Here is a 24,495-nt window from a genome sequence, read left to right as displayed (position 1 = left end):
AATGCGTTCTCATCTTGCAATCCTGCCATTGCTGGCAGCAGCGACGCCGGCTTATGCCCAGGCCAACAAGGCCGAAGAGGTGGAATGCCCGCCGCATCCAGAAGATGAAATCTGGCTGCATTGCCGGATTAACGTGATCGGCAATCTTGATGGTTCGGTATCCGAACGGACCGAGACGATAGCCACGGTCAATGTCGATTCTGGCCGGATAGAGGCCAGCCTGCTCAATGTTCCGGGATTGCAACAATTCCGCCGTTCCGATGCGCGCACGGCCAACCCGACCAGTCAGGGCATCACAATGCGCGGTCTTGGCGGAAACGCCTCTTCGCGCGCCCTGTTGTTCCTTGACGATGTGCCGCAGGCCGATCCCTTTGGCGGCTGGGTCAGTTGGCCCGGTTATGATGCGCTCAACCTTGCCAGCATCCGCGTGCGCAAGGGCGGCGGACAGGTGGCGGCAGGGCCGGGCGCCGTGTCCGGCGTGGTCGAACTTGATAGCGCGCAGAACCGCGAAGAAGCTAGTCTTGGCCTTGCCTATGGCAGCCGCAACGCAATTGACGCCAAGGCGCGGCTGGCAACCCGGATCGGCGCTGGCTCCTTCTCCTTCGGCGGCAGCTATATGCGTGGCGATGGCTTCATCCCGATCCTGGCTGGACAGCGCGGAAGCGCCGACCGGCGTGCCGCTTATGAACAGGCGGGCGTTGCGCTGCGGGCTGTTGCTCCAATTTCCGCATCGACCGACTTGCAGGCCAATCTGCGTGCCTTCACCGATAGGCGTGATCGCGGTGTCGATTTCAGCGACAACAGCAATGGCGGGGTGGATGCCAGTGTGCGGCTTGTTGACCGCGACAGTGATTGGCAATGGGCGGCGACCGGCTATCTCCAGTTGCGTGAATTTGCGTCGGAATTTGGCGCGGTCGCCGCAGATCGCAATAGCGTGACCCCCACGCTCGACCAGTTTGCGACGCCATCTACCGGTCTTGGTACACGTTTTGAGATCCGCCCGCCGGTTGGTGACAGTGCGGAATTGCGGCTCGGCGGCGAATGGCGACGCACCAGTGGTGAGACCCGCGAATTTTTCACCTATGTCGCAGGCGCGCCGACGCGTTTTCGCACTGCGGGCGGACAGACCGACATTTATGGCGGCTTTGCGGAGTTGAGCTACCAACCAATCAATGAACTGACGCTGACGGCGGGCGGGCGGCTGGATAGCTGGGCCATCCAGGATGGTTTCCGGCGAGAGGTGAATATCGGAGGCACGGTGCGTTCGGATGATCGCTTCGCCGATCGCAGCGGTACCGAATGGACCGGGCGTGCCGGTTTTGGTTGGAATATTGATGACATTTTCACGTTGCGCGGGGCCGCATATCGCGCATGGCGATTGCCGACGCTGAATGAACTTTACCGGCCGTTCCGCGTGGGTGCCGATGCCACTGCGGCCAATGAATTGCTGCGACCGGAAAGCGTCGAAGGCGTTGATGCCGGAATCGAATTTGAAACCGGCGGTCTTGACCTTGGGATCACGATTTTCCGCAACCGGCTTTCCGATGCGATTGCCAATGTCACGCTGGGGCAGGGGCCCGGCAATTTTGCAGGCGTAGGTTTTGTTGCTGCGGGCGGCACCTATCGGCAGCGACGCAATCTCGACGCTATCCTATCCAAGGGGATAGAGGCAGACGTGCGTTTCGATCTGGGCGCCGGGATGAATGCAAGGTTGGGCTATGCCTATGTTGATGCCGAAGTGCGTGGGACTGGCGCTTCGGCCCCGCTAAACGGTTTGCGCCCGGCACAGGTGCCACAGCATTTCGGCCATGCGACCTTGGCCTATGATGCTGATCCGGTCTCGGTTGCGACGACCTTGCGCTATATTGGCAGCCAGTTTGAAGATGATGCCAATATACGCGTGCTGGCCGATGCGGTGACGATGGATTTCGATCTGGGTTTCGATGTGGGGCGTGATGTGCGCCTGCAACTGCGCGGCGAAAATCTGTTCGATGCGCGGGTGGAGGCAGCGATTTCGGGCAGCGGCATTATTGAACGGGCCAATCCGCGCACCCTTTGGCTTGGCCTAAGCTGGAATTTTGACTAGCGTCGAACCATGGCCCGTTCCAAACTCATCCTCGGCGAATTTCTGCCCTATCAATTGTCGACAACGTCGAATGCGGTGAGCGAATTTATCGCGCGCAGCTATCGTGGGCGTTTCGGCCTGAAAATTCCCGAATGGCGGGTGATGGCAGTGCTGGGTGAACGCGCCAGTGCAACGCAGCGCGAACTGGTCGCCGCGACGCAGATGGACAAGGTGACGGTCAATCGCGCGTCCAAGGCGCTTGTCGATCGCGGGTTGATCGGGCGTGCGCCCAATGAAACCGATGGCCGCTCGCACCATCTGGCGCTGACGCCGGTGGGGCAGGAACTTTATGGGCAGATCGTCCCCCTCGCGCTTTCGGTGGAGGCCGGGATTGAGGGCATATTGGATCGGGGCGAGGCGGAGCAGCTTGTCTCGATCCTGGCGAAATTGCGTGCGCGGGTGGACGAGATGGAGCAGGGTGCGGATCCAGCCGGCAGCGCATAAACTAGTTGCAATTGATACCAAATTGGGCGATCGGGGAAGCGAACATAGCTCTGCTTCTTCTGGATGATTTTCCATGCCCGATCTTTTCGATAATCCCCTCGGCCTTGATGGCTTCGAATTTGTCGAATTTACTGCATCTGAAAAAGGCCTTCTCGAACCGGTCTTTGAAAGCATGGGATTCACCCGTGTTGCCCGGCACCGGTCAAAGGATGTGCATCTCTGGCGGCAGGGTGAAATCAACCTGATCGCCAATTATGAACCGCGCAGCCCCGCCGCCTACTTCGCCGCCGAACATGGCCCTTCGGCCTGCGGCATGGCGTTTCGCGTCAAGGACGCCGCCAAGGCTTATAAGAAGGCAATTGAGCGCGGCGCCGAACCTGTCGAAAGCCGCACCGGCGTCATGGAATTGCGCATACCCGCAATCAAAGGAATTGGCGGCGCGTTCATCTATCTTGTGGATCGATATGCCACGCTCGAAAATCCTGACGCGCTGTCGATATATGATATTGATTTCGTGTTCCTGCCCGGCGTTGAGCATTTTCCGGTGGGTGCCGGTTTCAAGTCGATCGATCACCTGACCCACAATGTCTATGGCGGCCGGATGGCGCATTGGGCGGCTTGGTATGAGCGGATCTTCAACTTCCGCGAAATCCGCTATTTCGACATTAAGGGCGAATATACCGGCCTGACGTCAAAGGCAATGACCGCGCCAGATGGCAAAATCCGCATCCCCCTGAACGAGGAAGGCAAGGCAGGTGGTGGTCAGATTGAGGAATATCTGCGCGCCTATAATGGCGAAGGTATCCAGCATATCGCGCTGATCTGCGATGATCTTATTGCCTGCTGGAACAATCTGCAGAAACTGGGTGTCACCTTCATGACCCCACCGCCCGACACCTATTATGCCATGCTGGAAGATCGGCTTCCCGGTCATGGCGAACCTGTCGATCAACTGAAGATGCGGGGCATACTGATTGATGGCACCATTGAAGGTGGGGCGCCGCGCCTCCTTTTGCAGATCTTTGCGCAGCCGCAAATAGGACCGGTGTTTTTCGAGTTTATCCAGCGCCGCGGCGACGAAGGCTTTGGCGAAGGAAATTTCAAGGCGCTCTTCGAAAGCATTGAACGCGACCAGATCGAACGTGGCGTATTGGAGGTTGCAGAATGACCGTGCCATTCAAGACAGATCGCATCCACCACGTCGCCTATCGTTGCAAGGACGCGAAGGAGACGGTGGAATGGTATGAGCGGGTATTGGGTTTTACTTATACCAATGCCTTTGCCGAGGATCATGTGCCGTCGACCGGCGAATATGATCCTTATATGCACATCTTCCTCGACTGCGGCGGTGGCAATGTGCTCGCTTTTTTCGAACTGCCCAACCAACCGGAAATGGGCCGCGATGAACAGACGCCCAAATGGGTGCAGCATCTGGCGTTCAAGGTCGGCGATTTCGAAACATTGAAAGCCGCCAAGGCACATATCGAGGCGCAGGGTGTCGAGGTGCTGGGTCCGACATGGCACGGCATTTTCCGGTCGATCTACTTCTTCGATCCCAATGGCCACCGGCTCGAACTGGCCTGCGACATTGGTACCGAAGACCAATATGCCGAACTGAAGCGGGTTGCCCCTGCGATGCTGGACGACTGGAGCCGCACCAAGACAGCGCCGCGCCATGCAGACTGGCTGCACAAACCGCCGGTTGAGGCATCCGAATAAGGCTGGCTATGCCGTCAGCTCGTTTCGTTGGCGGCCCGGCCGACCTTGGGGGTTTCCGTCTTGGGCATGCGTGCCTCAAGTGGATCGAGCCAAGCCCGCGCCTTGGCGCCAACGAATATCTGCGGATCAGACGGAACAAGGCCGCGGCCAGCCTCCCAAAGGGCGATCAGCGATCGGGCTTCGTCATTGGCCTTTTCCAGCGGCTGGGGTTTGCGAAGCGCGTTGTTGATGAAGGCGTCTCCGAAAAAGGTCCAGTCATTGCCTGGCGCACAGCCGAAGGAGGTGCGCTGCCAAGAAGCCGCCGTCACGACAACGCTTTGCTCGTTGCTCAATGCGGGCACGAACACTCCGGAATAGCAGGCCGACAAGATGATCAGCCGTCGTTCTATCTTCAGATCGTCGAGAAGCGATGCGAGCTTCTTGGGTGCGATCATACCTACCGCATTGTTGCCATCACGATAGACCAGCCCGAGCCGCGGATCGCCATGGGTTGTAGCAAAAAGGACGAGTACATCCTCCTTGGGGTTCATCTTGGCGGCAACGGCGGCGAGGGCGGTTGCCAGATTGGGCGGCGAACCCTGCGGTGCGCCGATGGCTTCTGGGCCAGCACCAGCTGCAAGGAATATGGACCTGCCAACCGCGCCATAACGGCGGGCGAGAACTTTCTGCGCTTCACCGGCTTCACGCCCGAAAACCGGGTCGGAATCGAGGCCGATAGAGACAACATAGGCATCGACGATTCCGGGGCGTTGCGGCTGCAATGCGGCGATCGCCCCCGAAAGCCGCCGGTGCTGGGCAAAATGCCAAGCCGCGCTCCGGCTTTGCTCCATCGACCAGCCATTGTCCGCTGCCAATCGGTTGTCGAAGCCGTTCTGACTGCTCGATGGGCCAGCCAGAACCGCCGCACCCACCATCGCCGCAAGGATTGTCTTGACCCTCATCGCCTGTCATTTCCCCTTTGGACCAGTTTAGGACGAATTCAGCGATTGCCGCAAGATCAATGTCCAGCCATGATCAAGCTCTACAGCAGGAACGCCATATGAAATTAGCATCATTGAAATCCGGCCGTGATGGCCGCCTTGTTGTCGTCTCTAACGACCTGGCATGGTACGCCGATGCCGCGCATATTTGCGGCACGTTGCAGGCCGCGCTCGATGATTGGGATCGCATCGCGCCTCGACTTGAAGCACTCGCTACCGATCTGGAGCATGCCGCGATTCCGCGCGACCGTTTTCATGAACACGACGCTGCCTCGCCCTTGCCGCGTGCCTATCAATGGGCCGATGGTTCGGCCTATGTGAACCATGTCGCATTGGTCCGGCAGGCACGGGGTGCGGAAATGCCCGACAGTTTCTGGCACGACCCGTTGATGTATCAAGGGGGATCTGACGGCTTTCTTGGCCCGCGTGATCCCATTCCGCTCGGCGACCCGGCATGGGGCTGCGATATGGAGGCGGAAGTTGTTGTGGTCACCGGCGACGTGCCGATGGGAATTTCGGCAGAAGAAGCGCGAAAAGCGATCCGGCTGGTCGGCCTGACAAATGATGTATCGCTTCGCGGGCTTATCCCGGACGAGTTGGCCAAGGGTTTCGGATTCTTTCAGTCTAAACCTGCCAGCGCCTTTTCGCCGGTATTCGTGACGCCCGACAGCTTGGGCAGCCGTTGGGGCGGCGGCAAGCTGCATGGCGCGCTTTGTGTCGACTTGAATGGAAAACCATTGGGCCGCGCCGATGCGGGTATCGATATGACCTTCGATTTCGGCCAGCTCATCGCACATGCGGCCAAGACACGCAATTTGGGCGCAGGAACAATCATCGGATCGGGAACAGTTTCCAATCGCGATGCCGATGGCGGCCCGGGCAAGCCGATCAGTGAGGGTGGCTTGGGCTACAGTTGCCTTGCTGAAGTGCGGACGGTTGAAACCATCTTGCGGGGCAACCCCGAAACGCCCTTCTTGAAATCAGGTGATACGGTGCGCATCTGGATGGAGGATGATCGGCATCATCCGGTTTTTGGCGTAATCGAACAAGAAGTCGTTGCTGTTTGAACGAAAAAAGGCGGGGTTGAACCCCGCCTTTTTCTTTTGCCATCGTTGATGCTTAGCGCTTTGCGAATGCGTCCCCGATCGAACAGGCCGCAGGCCCCAGGATCACGATGAACAGCGTCGGCAGAATGAAAAGGATCAGCGGTACCGTCATGATTGCGGGCAGGCGCGCGGCCTTTTCCTCGGCGCGCATCATGCGTTCATTGCGGAATTCCGCTGAAAGAACGCGCAATGCCGATGCCAGCGGCGTACCATATTTTTCCGTCTGGATCATGGTCGTCACTACGCCCTTCACCGAGTCGAGATTGACGCGGTAGGAGAGATTTTCGAACGCCATGCGCCGTTCTGTCAGGAATCCCAATTCGATCGCTGTCAGCGCGAATTCGTCGCCCAGTTCGGGAAAACCCCGACCGAGTTCCTTCGCCACACGGTTGAAAGCGGAATCGACGGTCAGGCCGGCCTCGGCGCAAATCACCAAAAGGTCGAGTGCATCAGGCAGGCCTTTGCGGATCGCATCGGTCCGTTTCTGAATCAGGTTGTTGAGATAGATATCAGCCGCCTTATAGCCGCCAATGGTGGCGGCCGCGAACACGCCGAACCGCTTGATCGTTGTCCAGTCCGCCAGACCGCCCATGCCATACAGCCATAGAGCCACGCCGCCGCCCAGCACGATCGGCCCGACAAGCCGACTGAAAATGACGGCAACGGCCAGATCCTTGCGGCGGATGCCCGCTTGCGCCAGCTTCTGCTGGGCCACCTTGATCTGGTCTTCCTGAAGCACTTTTAGCGACGACAGCATTTGCCGCATGCGATCGGTGGTTTCGGTATTGCGAATGAGTTTCGCCCGCTTTTTCGCAGTCGATGCCGTAATGCCGGCCTTCAACTGCTCGCGGCGTTCGTTGAGCGCCTTGACCCTTTTCGTCATCGGATCGCGCACAGTGACTGCGGCGTAGATCGCGATCAGCACCGCGATGCTGGCGACAGCCATCAATATGGTGGCGACCCAATATACATCGAAGCCAAGCAATTCGGGCCCAGGGGCGGACGGGTTGTTCATGTTGTTGCCTCCGCTCCTAAATCTCGAAACTGACCATTTTTGCCATGATGGCAACGCCGATACCCATCCACACAAGGCCGATCAGGCCGGCAATCATCAGCCGAGGTTCGGAGAAAAACCCGGAGAGATATCCGGGGTTCACCGACCAGACGAGGCCGAATACGACGAATGGCAGAGAGCCAACAATATAGGCCGACGCCTTGGATTCCGAAGACATTGCACGGATCTTCAGCTTCATCTGCGCACGTTTTCTAAGGACTTCGGCAAGGTTAGACAGCGTTTCTGCCAGATTCCCGCCTGTTTCGCGCTGGATCGCAAGCGTGATCACAAAGAATTGGAACTCTGGGGTGCCCAACCGATCAGCAGTATCCTGAAGCGCGTCTTCCATCGTCTTGCCGATTTTGATTTTCTCGGTGACGATCTTGAACTCTTCGCCGACAGGGCCGGCAATTTCTCGGGACACGACCATCAAGGTTTCGCTAACCGGCAGACCTGACTTCAGGCCGCGTACCAAAAGCTCGATCGCTTCCGGGAATTTGGTCGTGAAATCGTTGATGCGTTTGCTGATCAGGAAACTGATCGTGAAATGTGGAACCGCCAATGCGAGGAAAAATCCAGCTCCCAAAGCAAGGGACAGGGGCGCGCCACGCAATACCAATACGGCGAAAACGACCACCAATATGCCGCCAGAGGCATAGATATACTGACTGATCGTCCACTTTTTGCCGGTCTGCTGCAATCGAAGCTGCAGCCGGTCTTTGGCCGACATTTTTTGGCCAGAGGTAAAGCTGATGGGACGACGGGCGGCGACGGCCTTTCGCATCTGCTGTTCAAGGCGAACATCGACGCTATCAGAATGACGGATTTTGACGGCCCCCAGACGGCGACTTGCTGCCTTGCCGGTTGCCGGCCCGGCAAGGGCCATAGCCAGCAAGACTAGCGTCAATAATCCACCTGCTATCAGAACTATATTGCTCATTCGCGTTCGCCCGACAGGGTGAGACCGTGCACCGACGATTGCGGTACGCGGCCCTCCGATTGCATGTTACTTTTTCGCCAGAAGCGATTTGAAACCGGCCATCACCGATTTCTTCGGCTTGGCTGCACTATCGTCATCGACAGATTCCGGTACGGTGCTGTTTTTCACCATATCGACCAGCGTGATTATGCCCGCCGAAACCTTGCTTGACCGGACCGATTCAACCAGTGGTTTGCCAAGCTTCGCTGCCTGGGCAGTTGCCTTGGCGTCATAGGGGATCATCAGATCAATCTTGCGTTCGATCGAGCTTTCGAAATCCTTGCGCGAAATTTCGACGCCGCCGGACTGGACCTTGTTGGCAACGACCAGCGTCTGGCATTGTGGCGCGTTTGACTTGAGCCAAGCCAGCAACCTGATCGCATCGCGGGCCGAAGCCAAGGTCAGTTCGCACGTGACCACAGCGACGTTCACGTCCTGCAACAGATGAGGATAGGCGATCAGCATGCTACGTGGCAGATCGATTACGGTGTTTTCAAAGGCTGCGCGAAACTCTTCCTGTAGCTGGAAGAATGCCGTGCCATCCGTTAGGATTGGGCTGTTGATCGGCGCTTCTGCAGAGAGGATCGATAGCTTATCATTCGCCTTGATCATCGCGCGCTCGATAAATAGGCCATCGATGCGGCTGGGATTGTCGATCGCGTCTGTCAGGCCACGGCCCGGTTCCAGATCGAGAGACAATGCACCCGTTCCGAAATGGACGTCGAGGTCAAGCAGACCGGTCAGTTGACCCTGCTGTTGTGACAGCAGCCAAGCGACAGATGTGGCGATTGTGGATGCCCCAACGCCGCCACGGGTACCGATGATCGCCATCGACATGTGGGGGTGATCCTTGGAGTCGCCGTCATGCTTCGGCGCGTTCAGTATCATCTGTGCATGCGCGATAGCATCACGGAGCGAATCCGGGCTGATCGGTTTTAGCAGATAGTCCTGCAATCCCGACATCATGAGGTCGCGGTAAAGGCGCACATCGTTTACCTGGCCCATGGCGATGACCACGGTGCCGGGTTCGCAAACTTCTGCTAGGCCGTTAATGTCACCGATCGGATCCCCCGATTCTGACAGATCAACGAGCAGGATTTGTGGGCTTGCCGAAATCGACAGAGACTGGACTGCATTGCGCAGGCCACCCTTAAAGGCTTTTTCCTGTGGCCAGCCCATTTCGTCGCATACGGTGCGGATAACGTCGAGCGTCAGGTCGTCGCACACATAACCCATGAACGGGTCACGCGCTCCGGCAATCGTGCTTTTCCATGGTGCGTTCATTATCTGGTGCCTCCAGCTTTTTTCCGAGATCCGCCGCGGCTGTTTTCAGGGGTCGATTCGCGACCTCTGACCAGATCCTCGGGATCTGCCACCATCGCCGCCAGATTGCTGTTGGTTGCACAGCCATAATTGGGGTGGTTGCTTGAATTGTAATTGGCCTCAGTCGTCTTCGTCCAATTTGGGCAGTTGGGCACGCTTGCCGTCGAACGGGTGACGACGATGCGAACCGTTCCAGGCGCTACATTGCCGCTGGTGACAGGGGCGGTCTCGTTCAACAGCATTCCGTGTTGAGCCGCGATGGCCGCCACGGATTGCTTCACCGATGTGTCGGCATAGCCATCACCATAATCAAGCGCGATGCGGTCTCCGAAGCCAAGCTTCATCGCTTCGAACCACTGGCCGATACGCTCCCGCTCGGCATTAGAAACACCGCCGCCATCGACATTGACGTCGATCGCATAATTGGTTCGCTGCACGACGGGCTGGTTGGTCGAATACATGGACGTATTCGCGCCGACCGCGCCGCAACCGGCGAGAGTGAAAGCCAGCGATGCCGTCAGAATGATCTTACCACGCATGTCCTTGATCCTCTCTTCGCTCAGTTAAAAGCTGAAACCGGGGGCAGAGGCTTCGCCGCCTGCCTTGGTGTTCTGCGCTTGTTTCTTGGTGACCGGTGGAGCCGCTTCACCCATTGTGCCGAATTCCGGCCCCTTGACATTCTCCGGTGCAACCGTCGGCATCGGACGTTCCAGATTGCCGTTGGTAGTGCTGGCGGTCTTGTTGAGCAGGATCCGCTCCAGGTCCGCAGGTGTGTTGTAACCATCGGTCGGCAATTTGATTTCCGATTCCGAAACCGGCTTTACCAGATAGGGGGTCACAACGATGACCAGCTCGGTTTCGTTGCGCCGCCAGCCGTTCGATTTGAACAGCGCGCCAAGGACCGGCACGTCACCCAGACCGGGATATTTGTCGATCGACGTGTTGGCGCTGTTCGATAGCAGGCCAGCAATCATGAAGCTTTGGCCAGAGCCGAGTTCGACCGTGGTTTCAGCCATACGGGTAGTGATCGCCGGAATTTCGGTGCCGGCAATGCGAACCGCGCCCTGCGACGAGATGTCGGATACTTCAGGGCGAACGCGCAGAAGGATGCGGCCGTCTGCCTGAACTGTCGGCGTATATTTCAGGCTGACGCCGAAATCGCGGAACTGGACCGATACCGAGCCGAAATTGTCGGCAACCGGGATCGGGAACTGACCGCCGGCCAGGAATTCCGCGCTTTCGCCCGAAATTGTGGTCAGGTTCGGCTGTGCGAGTGTCGACGAAAGGCCGGCCCGTTCTGCAAGGTCAAAGGCAGCTGCGATATCGATACCGAACAGCTTTCCTGCCAGATTGACGACATTGCTGCCCGCCGGATTGCTGAACGTATATTGCGTTCCGCCGGTTACGAACTGGCCGTTCGCCGGATTAAACGGCAGGAAGAGTGACCCTGCAGGAAGCCCATAGAGCGACGACGCATCAAGTCGCGGCATTCCTGACGTATTGATATCGCCAATCGTGCCGACATTCCGGCCGCGTCCGATACCAAAGACCAGGCCATTGCCGTCATTGTCACGCGAAGTGAAGTTGGACGCGATTTCCTTGGCCAGCGAACGGCTGACTTCCGCGATGCGCACCTGCAGGTTGACCTGCTGCGGGACAGCGGTTTTCAGACGACTGACTACGCGGACGGGATCGCCATCGGTCTGCCTGTCGCCAACCAGAAGCCGCACGAGATTTTCAGCCTCGGCAATGTCCTCCGGCTGGGCAACCGTGCCCGTCAAAAGAACGATGCCTGACATGGTCGTGACGGTGATATCTGCCTCTGGCATTGCCAGTTGCAGCATCTGGTCGATCGAATTCAGATATTGGCCGACACGGACGGTGGCTGTGTAGACGGTGCGTCCGGCAGCATCCGTTGCGTAGACTGTCGTTTCACCCGCGCTTTTGCCGAAGATGTAAAGCTGCCTGGGGCTGCGCACATCCACATCGGCGATATTGGGGCTGGAAACTACAACATCGCTGACACCCACCGGCAAATTGATCTGCTCGCCTCGGCCGATCGAAAGGACGACGACCTTGCCGTTGTTTGCGCTGCTGGCGGATTTTGCCGAGGCAGCGGGTGCGGCGAGCGCCGGGCTGCCAAATGCTGCGGCGATTGCGATCGCTGCGACACCGGATTTGATAAGGTTCGAAAGGGTCATGTCAGTTACCTCCGGTCCACATTGACTTCTTCAACAGAACCGGCGCGCGAAACGCGAACGATGCTGCCACGACGTACTTTTTCGATCTGCTTCTCGACCTTGATCTGTTCAGCGGCGATCTGAACCGGCGTGGTTGCCGGGGGTGTGCGCCGCTGGAAGCGCGATACATCGCCGCCGGTTGCATACGTTGAGGGTCCTGCCACCGGCTGCTTCTCGATCGAAGTGAGGAACTTCTCTTCTTCTTCGCGAGTGGCGCCGTTCGGAACCTTGACTTCGCCTGAAGCCAGCGCCTGCTCAAGTTCAGCGGCATTATCGGCCAGCGCGCGCAGCGACAGGCTCAGTGTGCCGATGGTTTGCGCAACGGCGATTTTTTCTGCAAGGCGCGGCGTTACTTCAAGCGTAACGAGCCGGTACTTCGACGGTTTGGTCTTGCCCTCGGCATCGACGCTGGGTGTCGAACGCTGATCGGTTGCAAGAACACGCAAATTGCGGATGACGGTTTCGGAGACTTTCAACGACTGGCCCGTGCCGGCACCATTCACATTCTGTGTCAGCACTAGGTCAACACGGTCGCCAGGGAATACAAAGCCTGCAACGCCTGTCAGCGCCGACACCGGCACTGAAACGGCCCGCATGCCCGGCCCGAGAGCGGCTGCAAGGAAACCGCGATCACCCGGCGATACGAGCGATCCCTGCGTTACCGGCTGCCCTGCCGTGATATTGTTGCGAACAACGGTTCCGATCAGATTGCTGGTGGCATCGGGCTCACCCTCTTTCTGGATGAAATAGGCTGCCTCGATCAGTTCTGAAGGCCAGGGCTGGTAGCGGATGGCATCAGCAGTTAATATCGTGCCGACAGGCAGTGATCGGGTTGCCACGATGACCTTGGGGCCGGTAGGCACCGGTTTCTGGGCAACGGCTTTAGGTGCTGCATCGCCGCCAGCAAACATGCTGCGTGCCATGAAGGCGGTGACTGCAGCGATCAGCAACGCGCAGACCAACAAAATGACTTTTCTCTTATCCATGACGAACAAGCTCCTGAACGGTCCCCTGAATGGAACAGCTAATCACCCAAAATGCTTAAAAAATTGTTCACCGGCACTCCAAAGGCCTGCGATTGCGATTGCTACGCCATAGGGTACCCGGACGGGTCCGGTTCCCTTTCGCAGCTTGTGTGTAATGAAGAACAGGACCGTCACTGCCGCACCCAGCACGCTGGCATTGAACAGGAATCGGATCAGTTCGACGGGAGGAAGCCATAGGGCCACGGCGGCAAACAGTTTGACATCGCCGCCACCCATCATGCCGAAGCGAAAAAAAATAGCGAAAAACAAGAAGGTAAGCACGCCACCGCCGATGAAAAATCCCACCTGCGGCCATCCGAATTGATTTATCGTGAGCCAGTAAAGCGGCGCGCCAAGTACGATTGCAGCGCTAACCTTGTTGTAGATCAGCCGATATTTTATATCGGTATAGACCGATACCAGCAGGCAGATTGCCAAGCCGGAAAGCAATGCGTAAGCGAAGATGATCTGGTCCATATCACCAAGCAATTAACCATCAGACATTACCAAAAGGTAACCATGCCCGAGGCTCACTCGATGTTCGACCGCCGGTCCATACCGCCCCATGCACGCGAAACCATGTGGAACGCAGCTGATGGATGGCCGATCCGCAGGATCGATTTTCCCGCTAAGGTTGACGTGCTAGCGGTGCCGCGCGGCGCGCTGCTTTTCCTGCCGGGGCGGGGTGACCATTATGAAAAATATCTGGAAACGCTGGATCAATTCGCGCGCCAAGGCTGGCAGGTCACGGCCGTGGATTGGCGCGGTCAAGGGGGGTCGGGCCGTTTGCTGGCCGACCCCAATGTCGGTTACATTGATGATTTCGGAACTTGGGTTTCCGATCTGCGGAATTTCTGGTCAAAATGGACGACTGAACAAACTGGCCCCCATGTGGTCGTGGCGCACAGCATGGGTGGACACCTTGTGATGCGTGCACTGGCGGAAGGTGCGATAGCGCCCGATGCCGTCGCACTATCTGCTCCGATGCTTGGGATCGACACCATGGGCTTGCCCTATGCTCTGCACCACGCGATCGCCAAGCTGTTTTGCCGTATCGGTGATCCCGATCGCGCAGCGTGGAAGGAGGGCGAAAAGCCGGGATCACCGCTCAGCTTGCGTTCGAATATCCTGACTCACGATGCCGATCGCTACGCAGATGAAGTCTACTGGTGGCAGGCACGGCCCGATATCCGCCTTGGCCCGCCAAGTTGGCATTGGGTGGAGCGGGCGATTGCATCGACGCGCGCGCTGAACGAGCCGGGCATTCTGGAAGCGATTAGGACGCCGATTTTGATGTTGGCAACACGGGCCGACCGATTGGTCGATACCAACCGGATCGAGCGAGATGCCAAGCGGTTGCCCGATTGCGAATTGCTGCTCTTCGGGAAGGAAGCCGCGCACGAATTACTGCGTGAGGCGGACCCTGTCCGGAACCGCTGCATCGAAGCAATAATGGCTTTTTTCGATCGCCGCGCGCCACGTTCATGAGCCAGTTTGATATAGCGATCATCGGCGCAGGTATTGCGGGGGCGAGCCTTGCAGCGAATCTGCCGTCGGGGAGCAGAGTTCTGCTGCTCGAAGCCGAGGATCATCCCGGTTATCACGCGACTGGGCGCTCGGCCGCCTTCTGGAGCGAAACCTATGGCGGACCCGATGTCCAGCCATTGACCAGCGCGTCGCGTGCCTTTCTTGAAGCACCCCAGCCCCAATTTGCGCCAAACGGCTTTCTGACACATTGCGGTGGCCTGCACCTTGCGACTGAGGCACAGGCGCCACTTGCCCAAAATATGCTAGACGCTTTTGCAGGCAGCAGCGTCGAGCTTGGCAGGATGGAAAGCTCCGCACTGGACGCTATTCTTCCGGGGCGTCGGCCGGGATGGGATGTAGGCCTATGGGAGTCAGATTGCTGCGACATTGACGCAGGCGCGCTGCACAATCATTATCTGGCCGCAGCACGACGCAAGGGGGTTCGGTTATCGGTCCGAGCCGGAGTGAAAGCAATCACCCGTCGTTCCGACGGATGGCTACTCGATACCGCAGCCGGCAGCATCGAAGCCGCAACGATTGTTAACGCCGCTGGTGCCTGGGCGGACGAGGTAGCGATTATGGCGGGTATGCAGCCAATGGGCATCACCCCCTACCGGCGGACGATGCTCCAGTTGCGTATGGTCGATCCGGTGCCTGAAAGCCTACCTCTTGTCGTCGGCTTGGATGGCAGCTTTTATTTCAAGCGCGAGTCGGACTTCCGCATCTGGTTGAGTCCTCATGATGAGACGGCATCGCCTCCTTGTGACGCTGCGCCTGACGAAGTTGACGTTGCGCGCGCGATTGACCGGCTAGAGACGGTGCTCACTTGGCGTATCGCATCGGTTGAACGCAAATGGGCGGGATTGCGCAGTTTTGCTTCAGACCGCCTGCCGGTTATCGGACCCTCCCCTGAAGACCGTGCGTTTTTCTGGTTGGCGGGGCAGGGCGGGTTCGGCATGCAGACGGCCCCGGCAATTGCCAAGATTGCTGCTTCCTTGCTGCAAGGCGGCACGACGCAGCTGATTGGAGTTGACCACCGTCGCTACCTGCCGGACCGGCTTCACTGATTTTACATCGCTTGGCATTGGCGGCGGCCATCAGGCTTGATATCCCAGCGTCAGGGCGAAATGCCCAATCGCGAAAGGACCCGTCATGGCGCATTATTTCGAGATCAAGCAGAACAAGGCCGGCGAATATGTCGCCTATTTCAAATATAATAGCGAAGCGATTTTCTGGACCGAGGGCTATAAATCCAAAGCCTCGGCGAAGAACGCGATTGAATCGATCCTGAAAAACGGCCCCGGTGCCGAAGTCCGCGAGGGCTGACCCAAGCTAAGTGCGTCAACCGGCTGTGGCAGCGGCGTCGCTGGCCAGCCGGTCGGCCCTTTCATTTTCAGGGTGGCCATTATGGCCTTTGACCCAGATCCATTCCACCTTGTGCCGGGCGACAGCCTCAATCAGTTCATGCCACAAATCGGCATTACGGACCGGCTGTTTTGAAGCGTTCTTCCAACCGTTGCGCTGCCAGCCCGCCACCCATTTGGTGATGCCGTCGAGCACATATTTGCTATCCGTATGCAGGGTCACTGCGCAAGGTTCGATCAATAGGTTGAGGGATTTGATCGCTGCGGTCAGCTCCATTCGGTTGTTGGTGGTGTCGGGATCGCTGCCTGAAATATCTTTTTCGTGCCGGCCATAGCGGATGACTGCACCCCAACCGCCGGGGCCTGGATTTCCTTTACATGCGCCGTCGGTGAAGATTTCCACCTGTTTCATTGCCGTCTCCCGAACAATTGGTCCGCGGCTGCCGTGCGATAGAATTGCAACCGGCGATGAAAGGCGAGGGGGTCTTTGCGGGTGACGATTGCATCCGGCGGCGTGTTGATCCAGTCAAACAGCCGCGTCAGCAGGAAACGCATCGATGCTCCACGTGCAAGTACGAGGAAAAGCTGGATTTCGCTCTCTTCAAGCCGAACAATGTCAGAATATCCGCCTATCAACGCATCGCTGATCGCTTGATTAAACATCGACCCATCTGCGCTGAAACACCATGCTGCATGCGTTACCGCAAGATCATAGGCGCGAAAATCGGTGCAGGCGAAGTAAAAGTCGATCAATCCGCCCAGAGTTTCGCCCTTGAACAGGACATTGTCGGGAAACAGATCGGTATGGACTGCGCAGGCGGGCAGATTGTTTGGCCATTGCGCGACAAGCCAGGTCAATTCGGCGGCAATATCATCGGCAAGACCAGCCGAAAGTTCGTTTGCGGCCGAATGTTCGCAACGGTCAAAGAGTGCTTGCCACGAATCGATGCCGAGCCGGTTGGGTTTTTGCTGCTCGAAACCCATTACCGAAACGTGCATTTTCGCCAGCGCAGCCCCGACGGCGCGTGCCTGCTCGGGCAAGGGTTCGGATACCGAAATGCCGGGCAGAAACTCGATCAGACAGGCTTTTTTGCTTGCCAGATCTTGCAGCCATTGGCCGCCGCGATCTTCGATGAAACGGGGAACAGGCGATCCTGCCTGATGTAGATGTGCCAGCAGATCGTGAAACCACGGGAGGTCCGCAGGATCGACCCTGTTTTCATACAGCGTCAGAATGAACCGTGCACGGTCGGTTTCAAGCAGATAATTGCTATTCTCTACGCCTTCGGCGATGCCCTTCATCGAAACCAGACGCCCGACGTCGTAACGGTCGAGTAAAATCTGCGCGGCCTCGGCGCTGACCTGCGTATAGACTGCCATCAGGCTGCATCGGCCTCAAGCGTCAGGGCACGGGGCAGTTTAAATGTGATGCTCTCCTCTGCGGTCGTTATCTGTTCTTCCGAGACGTCATAGGCTTCGGAAAGGCGGGCGATGAATTGGCGCACCAAAACTTCGGGGGCAGAGGCACCCGCAGTTATGCCGAGCGTCTTCACGCCTTTCAGCCAGGCAAAATCGATATCCTCTGCACGTTGGACGAGGCGTGACGGCGTGCCTGCACGTTCGGCCACTTCAACAAGGCGGAGTGAGTTGGAACTGTTGGGCGCGCCGATGACCAGCACAAGGTCACAACGCCCGGCAATGGCTTTGACCGACGCCTGGCGGTTGGATGTCGCATAACATATGTCTTCGCCTTTGGGGCCGACAATTGATGGAAAACGGCGCTGTAATGTGGCGACGATTTCGGCGGTATCGTCAACAGACAACGTCGTTTGTGTCAGAAAAGCGAGGTTATCTGAATCGACGACTGCAACCGATTCTGCATCTTCCACAGTCTCGATCAACGTCATTGCACCGGACGGAACCTGCCCAAATGTGCCGATGACTTCGGGATGGCCTTCATGGCCGATGAACAGGATGTGACGTCCGGCCTCGACCTGGCGTTCGGCCTGCCGATGGACTTTGGAAACCAACGGACAGGTGGCATCCAGATAATCAAGTTGGCGGTTGCGGGCATCTTCGGGCACCGACTTCGGTACGCCATGCGCAGAAAAAACAACATGCCCGCCTTGCGGAACTTCGTCCAACTCCTTGACGAAAACGGCTCCCTTATCGCGCAGGCTGTCGACTACAAATTTGTTGTGGACGATTTCGTGGCGGACGTAGACTGGGGCGCCGTGCCGTTCCAGCGCGAGTTCCACGATCTGGATGGCGCGATCGACCCCTGCGCAAAAGCCACGCGGCGCGGCAAGCAGGATTTCAAGTTTCGGGCGGGCAATGGATTGTTCAGTCATCGGCAATGTCATTTAGATAGTATCGTCGCATCGGCCAAGAGCTTTCCCTTGTTGCACAGCGAGGAATGCACCGATAAAGACCCGGCAACAGGCGAATGCCGTCAAAATTGCGAAGGAATGCCATCGATGAAAGCCCTGCCAATCGCTTTGCCTGTTGCCGTAATGCTTCTGGCAGGATGCGCGCGTGACGGCGAACTGGATGTTTCATCCGGGGTCGGCATTACCGCGACACGTACCGGTTGCCCGGCTGTTGCGATCGCCGAAGGCACAGGGGACATCACGCTTTTCAACCCGCCGTCCAGCCAGACCGCTGACGCAGTCGATGTTGTGGCAACGATCACCAAGGTGCGGCCATCATGCACTGCAGGCGAAAAAATCTATTCGATAGCCGATTTTGAAGTGCATGCCCGGCGGAACGGAACAGGTGGCGCGCGCAGCGTGACGCTGCCCTATTTCTCAACCGTGGTTCAGGGCGGTTCGGCCGTGATCGCGAAACGCGTTGGCCAGGTGACGATCAATTTTGCCGATGGGCAGGATCGCGCGACTGCGATGGGGAAGGCAGCCAGCTATATTGACCCCGCCGCCGCTTCGCTGCCGCCGGAAATTGTCGAGAAAATTACCAGAAAGCGCAAGGCGGGTGACGCCGATGCTGCACTCGATCCGATGGCCGATCCAGCAGTTCGGGCCGCGATGCAACGTGCCAGTTTTGAACTGCTGATCGGTTTCCAGCTTACCGAAGACCAACTCCGATATAATGTGACGCGTTAAGCGTTGCCCAATCGGGGGCGAGCGCCCCCTTTTTCTTTCCTGCAGCATGGGATAGGGGGCAGCAACAACTGCCGCTGTGCCAGCTTTTCAGGAAATGAATATCGTGACCCTTTTTGCCAACTTTACCGCGCATCTGCATGTCGCGCTTGATGCCCTTGAAGCCGCCGGAACCCTGCCGGCAGGGCTGGATCGCGGCAATGTGACTGTAGAGCCGCCGCGCGATCCTGCGCATGGCGATCTGGCGACCAATGCCGCGATGGTATTGGCGAAGCCGGCAGGCAGCAATCCGCGCGCATTGGCCGAACTGATAGCGGGCGAACTTGCGAAAGCACCGGGCGTTAACGGCGTTGATATCGCTGGACCGGGCTTCCTTAACCTGAAACTGGACGCATCGGTTTGGCTTGACGAATTACGCGCCATTGCTGCCCGAGGTGCCAACTATGGCCGTTCGTCGATGGGCAGTGGCCGCCGCGTGAATGTCGAATATGTGTCAGCCAATCCCACCGGGCCGATGCATATGGGGCATTGCCGGGGTGCAGTGGTTGGCGATGCGCTGGCAAATCTGCTGGAGTTTTCCGGATATGCAGTAAAGCGCGAATATTATGTCAACGATGCCGGCGGGCAGGTCGACGTTCTCGCCCGCTCCGTGCACCTGCGCTATCGCGAGGCTTTGGGCGAAACGATAGGCGACATCCCCGAAGGACTGTATCCGGGCGATTATCTTGTTCCTGTTGGCCAGCGTTTGGCGCGCGAACATGGCAATGCCCTTGTTGGCAAGCCCGAGAGCGAATGGCTTGCGTTGTTCCGCACCGCTGCGGTCGCCGATATGCTGGTAATGATCAAGGATGACTTGGCCTTGTTGGGCATCCATCACGATCTGTTCGCATCGGAAGCCGAAGTGCAGAACGCGAAGAAACCAGAAGCAGCGGAGGCCTTTCTGCGCGAACACGGGCTGGTTTATGACGGTGAACTCGAAGCGCCAAAAGGCGAACTCGACCCCGATTGGGAACCGGTAACGCTGCCGCTATTCAAATCGACGGAGTTTGGCGACGATCAGGATCGGCCGATCCGGAAATCCGATGGCAGCTGGACCTATTTCGGTGCCGATATGGCCTATCATTTCCAGAAAGCGCAGGATGCCGACTGGTTGATCGATATCTGGGGTGCCGATCATGCCGGCACCGTCAAGCGGATCAAGGCGGCGGTCGCCGCGCTGACGGAAGGCAAGACCGATTTCGACGTGAAGCTGGTTCAGATGGTCCGTTTGCTGCGCGGAGGAGAGCCGATCAAAATGTCAAAGCGGGCGGGCAACTTTGTTACCCTAGCAGATGTGGTCCGTGAGGTCGGTAAGGATGTTGTCCGCTTTACAATGCTGACCCGCAAAGCCGACGCCCAGATGGATTTCGATTTTGCCAAGGTTGTAGAGGCATCGAAGGACAATCCGGTTTTCTATGTCCAATATGCCCATGCGCGTATCTGTTCGACGCTACGCAAGGCTGAAAATGAGGAAGGTTATCGCCCGGACGTCAGTCATGTGGCGATGCTGGGTGATGAAGAACTGGCGCTTGTGCGCGAGGCGGCGAACTTCCCGCGCATCGTTGAGGCTGCTGCAAAGGCGGGTGAACCACACCGAATTGCCTTTTTCCTCGGCGACCTTGCTGCTGCATTCCACGCCTATTGGAACCTCGGTAATGATCGTCCGGACAAGCGCTTCATATTGGCACAATCGCCTGAATTAAGCGCCGCAAGGCTTTTCTTGGCGGACAATTTGGGGCAGGTTATTCGAAACGGTCTGCAATTGATGGGGGTCGATGCAGCCGAGCAAATGTAAGAACCCTGCAAAGGACCAGCCATGACAGACAACAAGCAAGACGATAATCTGGGGCTCGACGATCCGGATCGCCTGCCCTGGCTCGAAACCGCAGATGGTTATGAATATGAAGAGAGCGCCTCGCCGCTTAAGGTGGCGGGTCTGGTAATGGGCGGGCTTTTGCTACTCGCTGCAATAGTCGGCGGCATTTACTGGCTGCAACGTAACCAGTCGGGCGGCAGTTCAGGCAATGGCGAGCTGATCGCCGCTCAGGAAGGCAATTACAAGGTTGCCCCGACCGACCGCGAAGGCAAGAGTTTCGAAGGTGAGGGCGATGCCGCCTTTGCTGCAAGTGAAGGCAAGAAGGTCGGCGCGAGTATCGATCCGGTTAAGGCCAAAGCTGCAGAAGCCGCGCCTGCCGCTTCTGTTGCAACCGCTGGTACAGCGTCGGCTGCGGCTGACGCAGCGCCTACAGGATCAGGTTTTGTCCAGCTTGGGGCGTTTAGCGATACGGCAAAGGCAGGGCAGGCCTGGACTGCAATGGGCCAGCGCTTCGGTTTCCTCTCGGGGCTGAACCGCCGGGTTGTCGAAGGCGCGGCTGAAGGCGGACGCAAGGTTTTCCGCTTGCAGGCCGTTACCGCCAATCCCGCCGCTGCACAGCAGCTTTGCGCAAAGCTGAAAGCGGCAGGCGAAAACTGCATGGTGGTGAAATAAGCCTTGGGTAACTGCTAATGATGCGCTGAAACGTGTGCAATGGGGCTGTAGGACGCGTTCGCGTTGCAGCCCTTTTTGCACAGTTTTTGGCGCAGAATGGGGCAGAGGCGCTTGTGCGAATGCACAAGCTGACCTAGCCTTGTATCCATGGAACGCAGACTTTGAGGCAGGCGATGAAGCCCGTAATTTTTGGACTCTCCGGTCTCGAGCTGACCGCCGACGAGCGCGCCTTTTTTCGCGAATGTCAGCCGGCGGGCTATATAATCTTCAAGCGCAACATAATGGATCGCTTCCAGTTGCGGGCGTTGACCGACAGCTTGAGAGAGGTGAGCGGCCGCGCCGATGTTCCGATCCTCATCGATCAGGAAGGCGGCCGTGTTGCCCGGATGCAGCCGCCGGTGTGGCCCGTCTTTCCCGCTGGCGCCGTCTTTGACGCGCTTTACGATATTTCGGCGATGACTGCGATAGAGGCCGCGCGTGTAAACGCATATGCGCTGGCGCTGACGCTTGCGGAGGTTGGGATCAACGTGAATTGCGCGCCTTTGCTGGATGTGCGCGTCCCAGAAACCCATGCTGCGATCGGTGACCGGGCATTGGGCAGTGATCCGATGCGCGTGGCGGCGCTTGGTCGTGCGGTTCTTGACGGGTTGCAATCCGGCGGTGTGGTTGGCGTCGTTAAACATATGCCGGGCCATGGTCGCGCGCTTGTCGACAGCCACCATGAATTGCCCAAGGTTAGCGCGACGAGAGAGGAACTGGAGCAGGATTTCAGCCCGTTCCGTAGCCTCAACAGGGCCCCTATGGGGATGACGGGGCATATCGTATTTGATGCCTATGATCCTGATCTGCCGGCCACAATGTCTCCCACCATCATCAACGATGTGATCCGCGGTGATATCGGATTCGACAATCTGCTGATGAGTGACGACCTCGATATGAAGGCGCTGTCGGGGGATATTGCCTCGCGCGCAGAGGCGTGCATCGTGGCAGGGTGCGACATTGCTCTTAATTGCTGGGGGCGGATGGATGAAATGGTCCAGATTGCCAACCGACTGCCTGAAATGGGGGCGCCGGCACTGGAGCGTTTAGATCGCGCCATGGCGACGGTCGGGCCTGTTGAGTATGCCGACGATAAACTCGCTGCCTTGCTGGACAAGCGGGATCAACTGATCGCCATTGGAGAGGACCGCATTGACAGCAAGCTGACCCGGGCAGCGACTGGGGCGGCATGAGCGCGTCTTTGGACCTCGACTTCGACGACGCTGCGGCGGAATCTGCGCCATCAGAAAACGTGGATCGGCTAAAAATCGATATTGACGGCTGGGAAGGTCCGCTCGACCTGCTGCTGACGCTAGCGCGCAATCAGAAGGTCGATCTGCGCCAGATCTCCATCCTGCAGTTGGTTGAGCAATATCTGCATTTCATTGAAAGCGCGCGTGCGCTGAAGTTGGAACTCGCCGCCGATTATCTGGTGATGGCGGCATGGCTTGCCTATCTGAAATCAGCGCTGCTGTTGCCCAAGGACCCGACCATTGATCCTTCGCCAGAAGAACTTGCGCTGCGTTTGCAACTACGCCTGGAAAGGTTGAACGCGATGCGGGAGAGCGGCGCGCGGTTGATGGCACGGGACCGTATAGGTCGTGATGTTTTTCTGCGCGGCACACCCGAAGGCCTGCGCGTTGTCCGCACCACCGCCTGGGATTGCAGCTATTTCGAACTCATCGCGACCTATGGACAAATACAGGCGCGCAGCGCGCCTGTAATGCACGTTGTCAAACGGCGAGCGGTGATGACACTCGACGAAGCGCTTGATCACGTTTCCAAAATGCTAGGCGTTGCACTTGAATGGACGTCGCTTGAAGCATTTCTGCCCAAGGATGCAGATCCGCAATTGCGGCGTTCGGCGCTAGCGTCGAGCTTTCTGGCGATGCTCGAACTGGCAAAACAAGGGCGATTGGTATTGCAGCAGGAAACAAGTTTTGCGCCGTTGATGGTGAAGGTCAGTCATGGCTCGATTTCGGAGCGAGCGCATCAATGATGATCGAACATGATCCTGCCATACGCGCGGTTGAAGCAACGCTGTTTGCCGCTCAAACGCCAATGACGGTGGAGCAGATCAAGGCCTATGTCGGCGAGGCAATTGATGTCGCTGATGCGCTGACCCGGCTTGAAGCGCATTATGCCGGGCGCGGTGTAGAATTGGTCAAGCGGGGCAAGGCCTGGCACTTCCAGACGGCGGCTGATCTGGCGCATTTGCTGCGCCGCGAGCGGGAAGAAAGCCGCAAACTGAGCCGCGCGGCGGTCGAAACACTTGCTATCATCGCCTATCATGAGCCGGTCAGTCGCGCCGAGATAGAGGCGATCCGAGGCGTCCAGATTTCAAAAGGCACATTGGACGTGCTGATGGAGGCGGGATGGGTGCGACCGGCCGGGCGACGCGAAGTGCCTGGGCGACCGCTAACCTACGCTACAACAAGCGATTTTCTTGCGCATTTCGGTTTACAGTCGCGTCGAGATCTCCCCGGAATTGCCGATTTACGGGCGGCGGGCTTGCTTGATCCGGTTGATCTGGCATTTGACGGGATGCAGGGTGTTTCCGCGGTCGAAAATGGCGATTTGCCCGAAGGTGGCGATAGCGAACTGGAAATTGGTGACGAAAGCGCCTAGACCGCAAGTGCAATATAGCGGCCGCGAGGTTCGTGAAGGGAAAAAATCCCCGCTAGGAGTTTGAAAAATGGGAAGTTTTAGTATCTGGCATTGGCTGGTGGTCGGCATTATCATCTTGCTGCTTTTCGGCCGCGGTCGTTTTTCCGGCATGATGGGTGATGTCGCAAAGGGCATCAAGGAATTCAAAAAAGGCATGGCCGAAGACGAAGATTCCAAGCCCGCGGCGCGCATCGAAAGCCCGCAGCCGACCGTTGTCGACGCCGAAAAGCAGACTGATAAGACCAGTTGAACCTGCGAAG

26 protein-coding genes are annotated in these 24,495 nt (G+C 57.9%); 15 read left to right on the top strand and 11 right to left on the bottom strand.

Annotated elements, in window-relative coordinates; all coding sequences use genetic code 11:
- Position 1: 1 nt before the first annotated feature.
- The 4 genes from RSE16_12340 to RSE16_12325 all read left to right on the top strand — a co-directional run bounded on the left by RSE16_12340 (position 2) and on the right by RSE16_12325 (position 4,288).
- Complete coding sequence (locus RSE16_12340; protein ID WRH75490.1) at positions 2-2,086, top strand: TonB-dependent receptor; 2,085 nt, start codon at positions 2-4, stop codon at positions 2,084-2,086.
- Between the two features lie 9 nt (positions 2,087-2,095).
- Complete coding sequence (locus tag RSE16_12335) at positions 2,096-2,569, top strand: MarR family winged helix-turn-helix transcriptional regulator (GenBank protein ID WRH75489.1); 474 nt, start codon at positions 2,096-2,098, stop codon at positions 2,567-2,569.
- 73 nt (positions 2,570-2,642) lie between these two features.
- Positions 2,643-3,737 (top strand): 4-hydroxyphenylpyruvate dioxygenase, encoded by a 1,095-nt coding sequence (gene hppD / locus RSE16_12330; GenBank protein ID WRH75488.1) that lies wholly within the window; start codon positions 2,643-2,645, stop codon positions 3,735-3,737.
- Positions 3,734-4,288, top strand: a complete 555-nt coding sequence (locus RSE16_12325; GenBank protein ID WRH75487.1) for a VOC family protein — start codon at positions 3,734-3,736, stop codon at positions 4,286-4,288. Before hppD ends, RSE16_12325 begins: the two co-directional genes overlap by 4 nt.
- Before the next feature lie 14 nt (positions 4,289-4,302).
- Here RSE16_12325 and RSE16_12320 read toward each other — a convergent pair whose 3' ends face one another.
- Positions 4,303-5,229 (bottom strand): C13 family peptidase, encoded by a 927-nt coding sequence (locus RSE16_12320; GenBank protein ID WRH75486.1) that lies wholly within the window; start codon positions 5,227-5,229, stop codon positions 4,303-4,305.
- Between the two features lie 98 nt (positions 5,230-5,327).
- Between RSE16_12320 and RSE16_12315 the strand changes: the two genes are divergently transcribed.
- Entirely contained in the window at positions 5,328-6,335 is a 1,008-nt protein-coding gene (locus tag RSE16_12315; protein ID WRH75485.1) for a fumarylacetoacetate hydrolase family protein, read from the top strand.
- Between the two features lie 52 nt (positions 6,336-6,387).
- On the opposite strand, the gene RSE16_12310 is transcribed toward RSE16_12315, so the two are convergent.
- The 7 genes from RSE16_12310 to RSE16_12280 all read right to left on the bottom strand — a co-directional run bounded on the left by RSE16_12310 (position 6,388) and on the right by RSE16_12280 (position 13,472).
- Positions 6,388-7,389: a type II secretion system F family protein gene (locus RSE16_12310; protein WRH75484.1), complete on the bottom strand. Its 1,002-nt coding sequence runs from the start codon at positions 7,387-7,389 to the stop codon at positions 6,388-6,390.
- Positions 7,390-7,405: 16 nt separating this feature from the next.
- Positions 7,406-8,368: a type II secretion system F family protein gene (locus RSE16_12305; GenBank protein ID WRH75483.1), complete on the bottom strand. Its 963-nt coding sequence runs from the start codon at positions 8,366-8,368 to the stop codon at positions 7,406-7,408.
- Positions 8,369-8,434: 66 nt separating this feature from the next.
- Positions 8,435-9,691: a pilus assembly protein CpaE gene (locus RSE16_12300; protein ID WRH75482.1), complete on the bottom strand. Its 1,257-nt coding sequence runs from the start codon at positions 9,689-9,691 to the stop codon at positions 8,435-8,437.
- Positions 9,691-10,269, bottom strand: coding sequence for a CpaD family pilus assembly protein (locus RSE16_12295; GenBank protein ID WRH75481.1), 579 nt, complete (start codon positions 10,267-10,269; stop codon positions 9,691-9,693). Before RSE16_12295 ends, RSE16_12300 begins: the two co-directional genes overlap by 1 nt.
- 24 nt (positions 10,270-10,293) lie before the next feature.
- The gene (locus RSE16_12290; GenBank protein WRH75480.1) at positions 10,294-11,931 is read right to left on the bottom strand and encodes a type II and III secretion system protein family protein; all 1,638 of its coding nucleotides are present in this window, start codon (positions 11,929-11,931) and stop codon (positions 10,294-10,296) included.
- Positions 11,932-11,936: 5 nt separating this feature from the next.
- Positions 11,937-12,956 (bottom strand): Flp pilus assembly protein CpaB, encoded by a 1,020-nt coding sequence (cpaB, locus tag RSE16_12285; GenBank protein ID WRH75479.1) that lies wholly within the window; start codon positions 12,954-12,956, stop codon positions 11,937-11,939.
- Positions 12,957-12,998: 42 nt separating this feature from the next.
- A complete protein-coding gene (locus tag RSE16_12280; GenBank protein ID WRH75478.1) occupies positions 12,999-13,472 on the bottom strand; it encodes a prepilin peptidase in 474 nt (157 codons plus the stop codon).
- A gap of 60 nt (positions 13,473-13,532) precedes the next feature.
- On the opposite strand from RSE16_12280, the gene RSE16_12275 reads away from it, so the two are divergent.
- From RSE16_12275 to RSE16_12265, 3 genes are all read left to right on the top strand, one after another.
- The gene (locus tag RSE16_12275; protein WRH75477.1) at positions 13,533-14,483 is read left to right on the top strand and encodes an alpha/beta hydrolase; all 951 of its coding nucleotides are present in this window, start codon (positions 13,533-13,535) and stop codon (positions 14,481-14,483) included.
- The gene (locus tag RSE16_12270) at positions 14,480-15,589 is read left to right on the top strand and encodes an FAD-dependent oxidoreductase (protein WRH75476.1); all 1,110 of its coding nucleotides are present in this window, start codon (positions 14,480-14,482) and stop codon (positions 15,587-15,589) included. Before RSE16_12275 ends, RSE16_12270 begins: the two co-directional genes overlap by 4 nt.
- Positions 15,590-15,674: 85 nt before the next feature.
- On the top strand, positions 15,675-15,848 hold the full coding sequence (locus tag RSE16_12265) for a DUF1508 domain-containing protein (GenBank protein ID WRH75475.1): 174 nt from the start codon (positions 15,675-15,677) through the stop codon (positions 15,846-15,848).
- A 15-nt stretch (positions 15,849-15,863) separates the two neighbouring features.
- Here RSE16_12265 and rnhA read toward each other — a convergent pair whose 3' ends face one another.
- From rnhA to ispH, 3 genes are read right to left on the bottom strand one after another with little or no spacing between them, the layout of a single operon-like run.
- Entirely contained in the window at positions 15,864-16,298 is a 435-nt protein-coding gene (gene rnhA / locus RSE16_12260) for a ribonuclease HI (protein ID WRH75474.1), read from the bottom strand.
- Positions 16,295-17,266, bottom strand: coding sequence for a homoserine kinase (thrB, locus tag RSE16_12255; protein WRH75473.1), 972 nt, complete (start codon positions 17,264-17,266; stop codon positions 16,295-16,297). Before thrB ends, rnhA begins: the two co-directional genes overlap by 4 nt.
- Positions 17,266-18,237, bottom strand: coding sequence for a 4-hydroxy-3-methylbut-2-enyl diphosphate reductase (gene ispH, locus RSE16_12250; protein WRH75472.1), 972 nt, complete (start codon positions 18,235-18,237; stop codon positions 17,266-17,268). The genes thrB and ispH overlap by 1 nt, the downstream gene beginning before the upstream one ends.
- Positions 18,238-18,363: 126 nt before the next feature.
- Here ispH and RSE16_12245 point away from each other — a divergent pair, with 126 nt between their 5' ends.
- From RSE16_12245 to RSE16_12215, 7 genes are all read left to right on the top strand, one after another.
- The gene (locus tag RSE16_12245) at positions 18,364-19,005 is read left to right on the top strand and encodes a hypothetical protein (protein ID WRH75471.1); all 642 of its coding nucleotides are present in this window, start codon (positions 18,364-18,366) and stop codon (positions 19,003-19,005) included.
- 103 nt (positions 19,006-19,108) lie between these two features.
- On the top strand, positions 19,109-20,836 hold the full coding sequence (argS, locus tag RSE16_12240) for an arginine--tRNA ligase (GenBank protein ID WRH75470.1): 1,728 nt from the start codon (positions 19,109-19,111) through the stop codon (positions 20,834-20,836).
- A 21-nt stretch (positions 20,837-20,857) separates the two neighbouring features.
- Positions 20,858-21,529, top strand: coding sequence for an SPOR domain-containing protein (locus tag RSE16_12235; GenBank protein ID WRH75469.1), 672 nt, complete (start codon positions 20,858-20,860; stop codon positions 21,527-21,529).
- A 173-nt stretch (positions 21,530-21,702) separates the two neighbouring features.
- Positions 21,703-22,761: a beta-N-acetylhexosaminidase gene (gene nagZ / locus RSE16_12230; protein ID WRH75468.1), complete on the top strand. Its 1,059-nt coding sequence runs from the start codon at positions 21,703-21,705 to the stop codon at positions 22,759-22,761.
- Positions 22,758-23,567: a ScpA family protein gene (locus RSE16_12225; protein ID WRH75467.1), complete on the top strand. Its 810-nt coding sequence runs from the start codon at positions 22,758-22,760 to the stop codon at positions 23,565-23,567. Before nagZ ends, RSE16_12225 begins: the two co-directional genes overlap by 4 nt.
- Entirely contained in the window at positions 23,564-24,196 is a 633-nt protein-coding gene (gene scpB, locus RSE16_12220; protein ID WRH75466.1) for an SMC-Scp complex subunit ScpB, read from the top strand. The genes RSE16_12225 and scpB overlap by 4 nt, the downstream gene beginning before the upstream one ends.
- Before the next feature lie 67 nt (positions 24,197-24,263).
- Positions 24,264-24,485, top strand: a complete 222-nt coding sequence (locus RSE16_12215) for a twin-arginine translocase TatA/TatE family subunit (GenBank protein ID WRH75465.1) — start codon at positions 24,264-24,266, stop codon at positions 24,483-24,485.
- Positions 24,486-24,495: the final 10 nt, after the last annotated feature.

The sequence above is a fragment of the Sphingobium sp. genome (assembly GCA_035196065.1).
Taxonomy (GTDB): domain Bacteria; phylum Pseudomonadota; class Alphaproteobacteria; order Sphingomonadales; family Sphingomonadaceae; genus Sphingorhabdus_B; species Sphingorhabdus_B rara.
The sequence above is the reverse complement of the archived record's forward strand: the minus strand, read 5'-3'. Positions and strand labels throughout refer to the sequence as shown.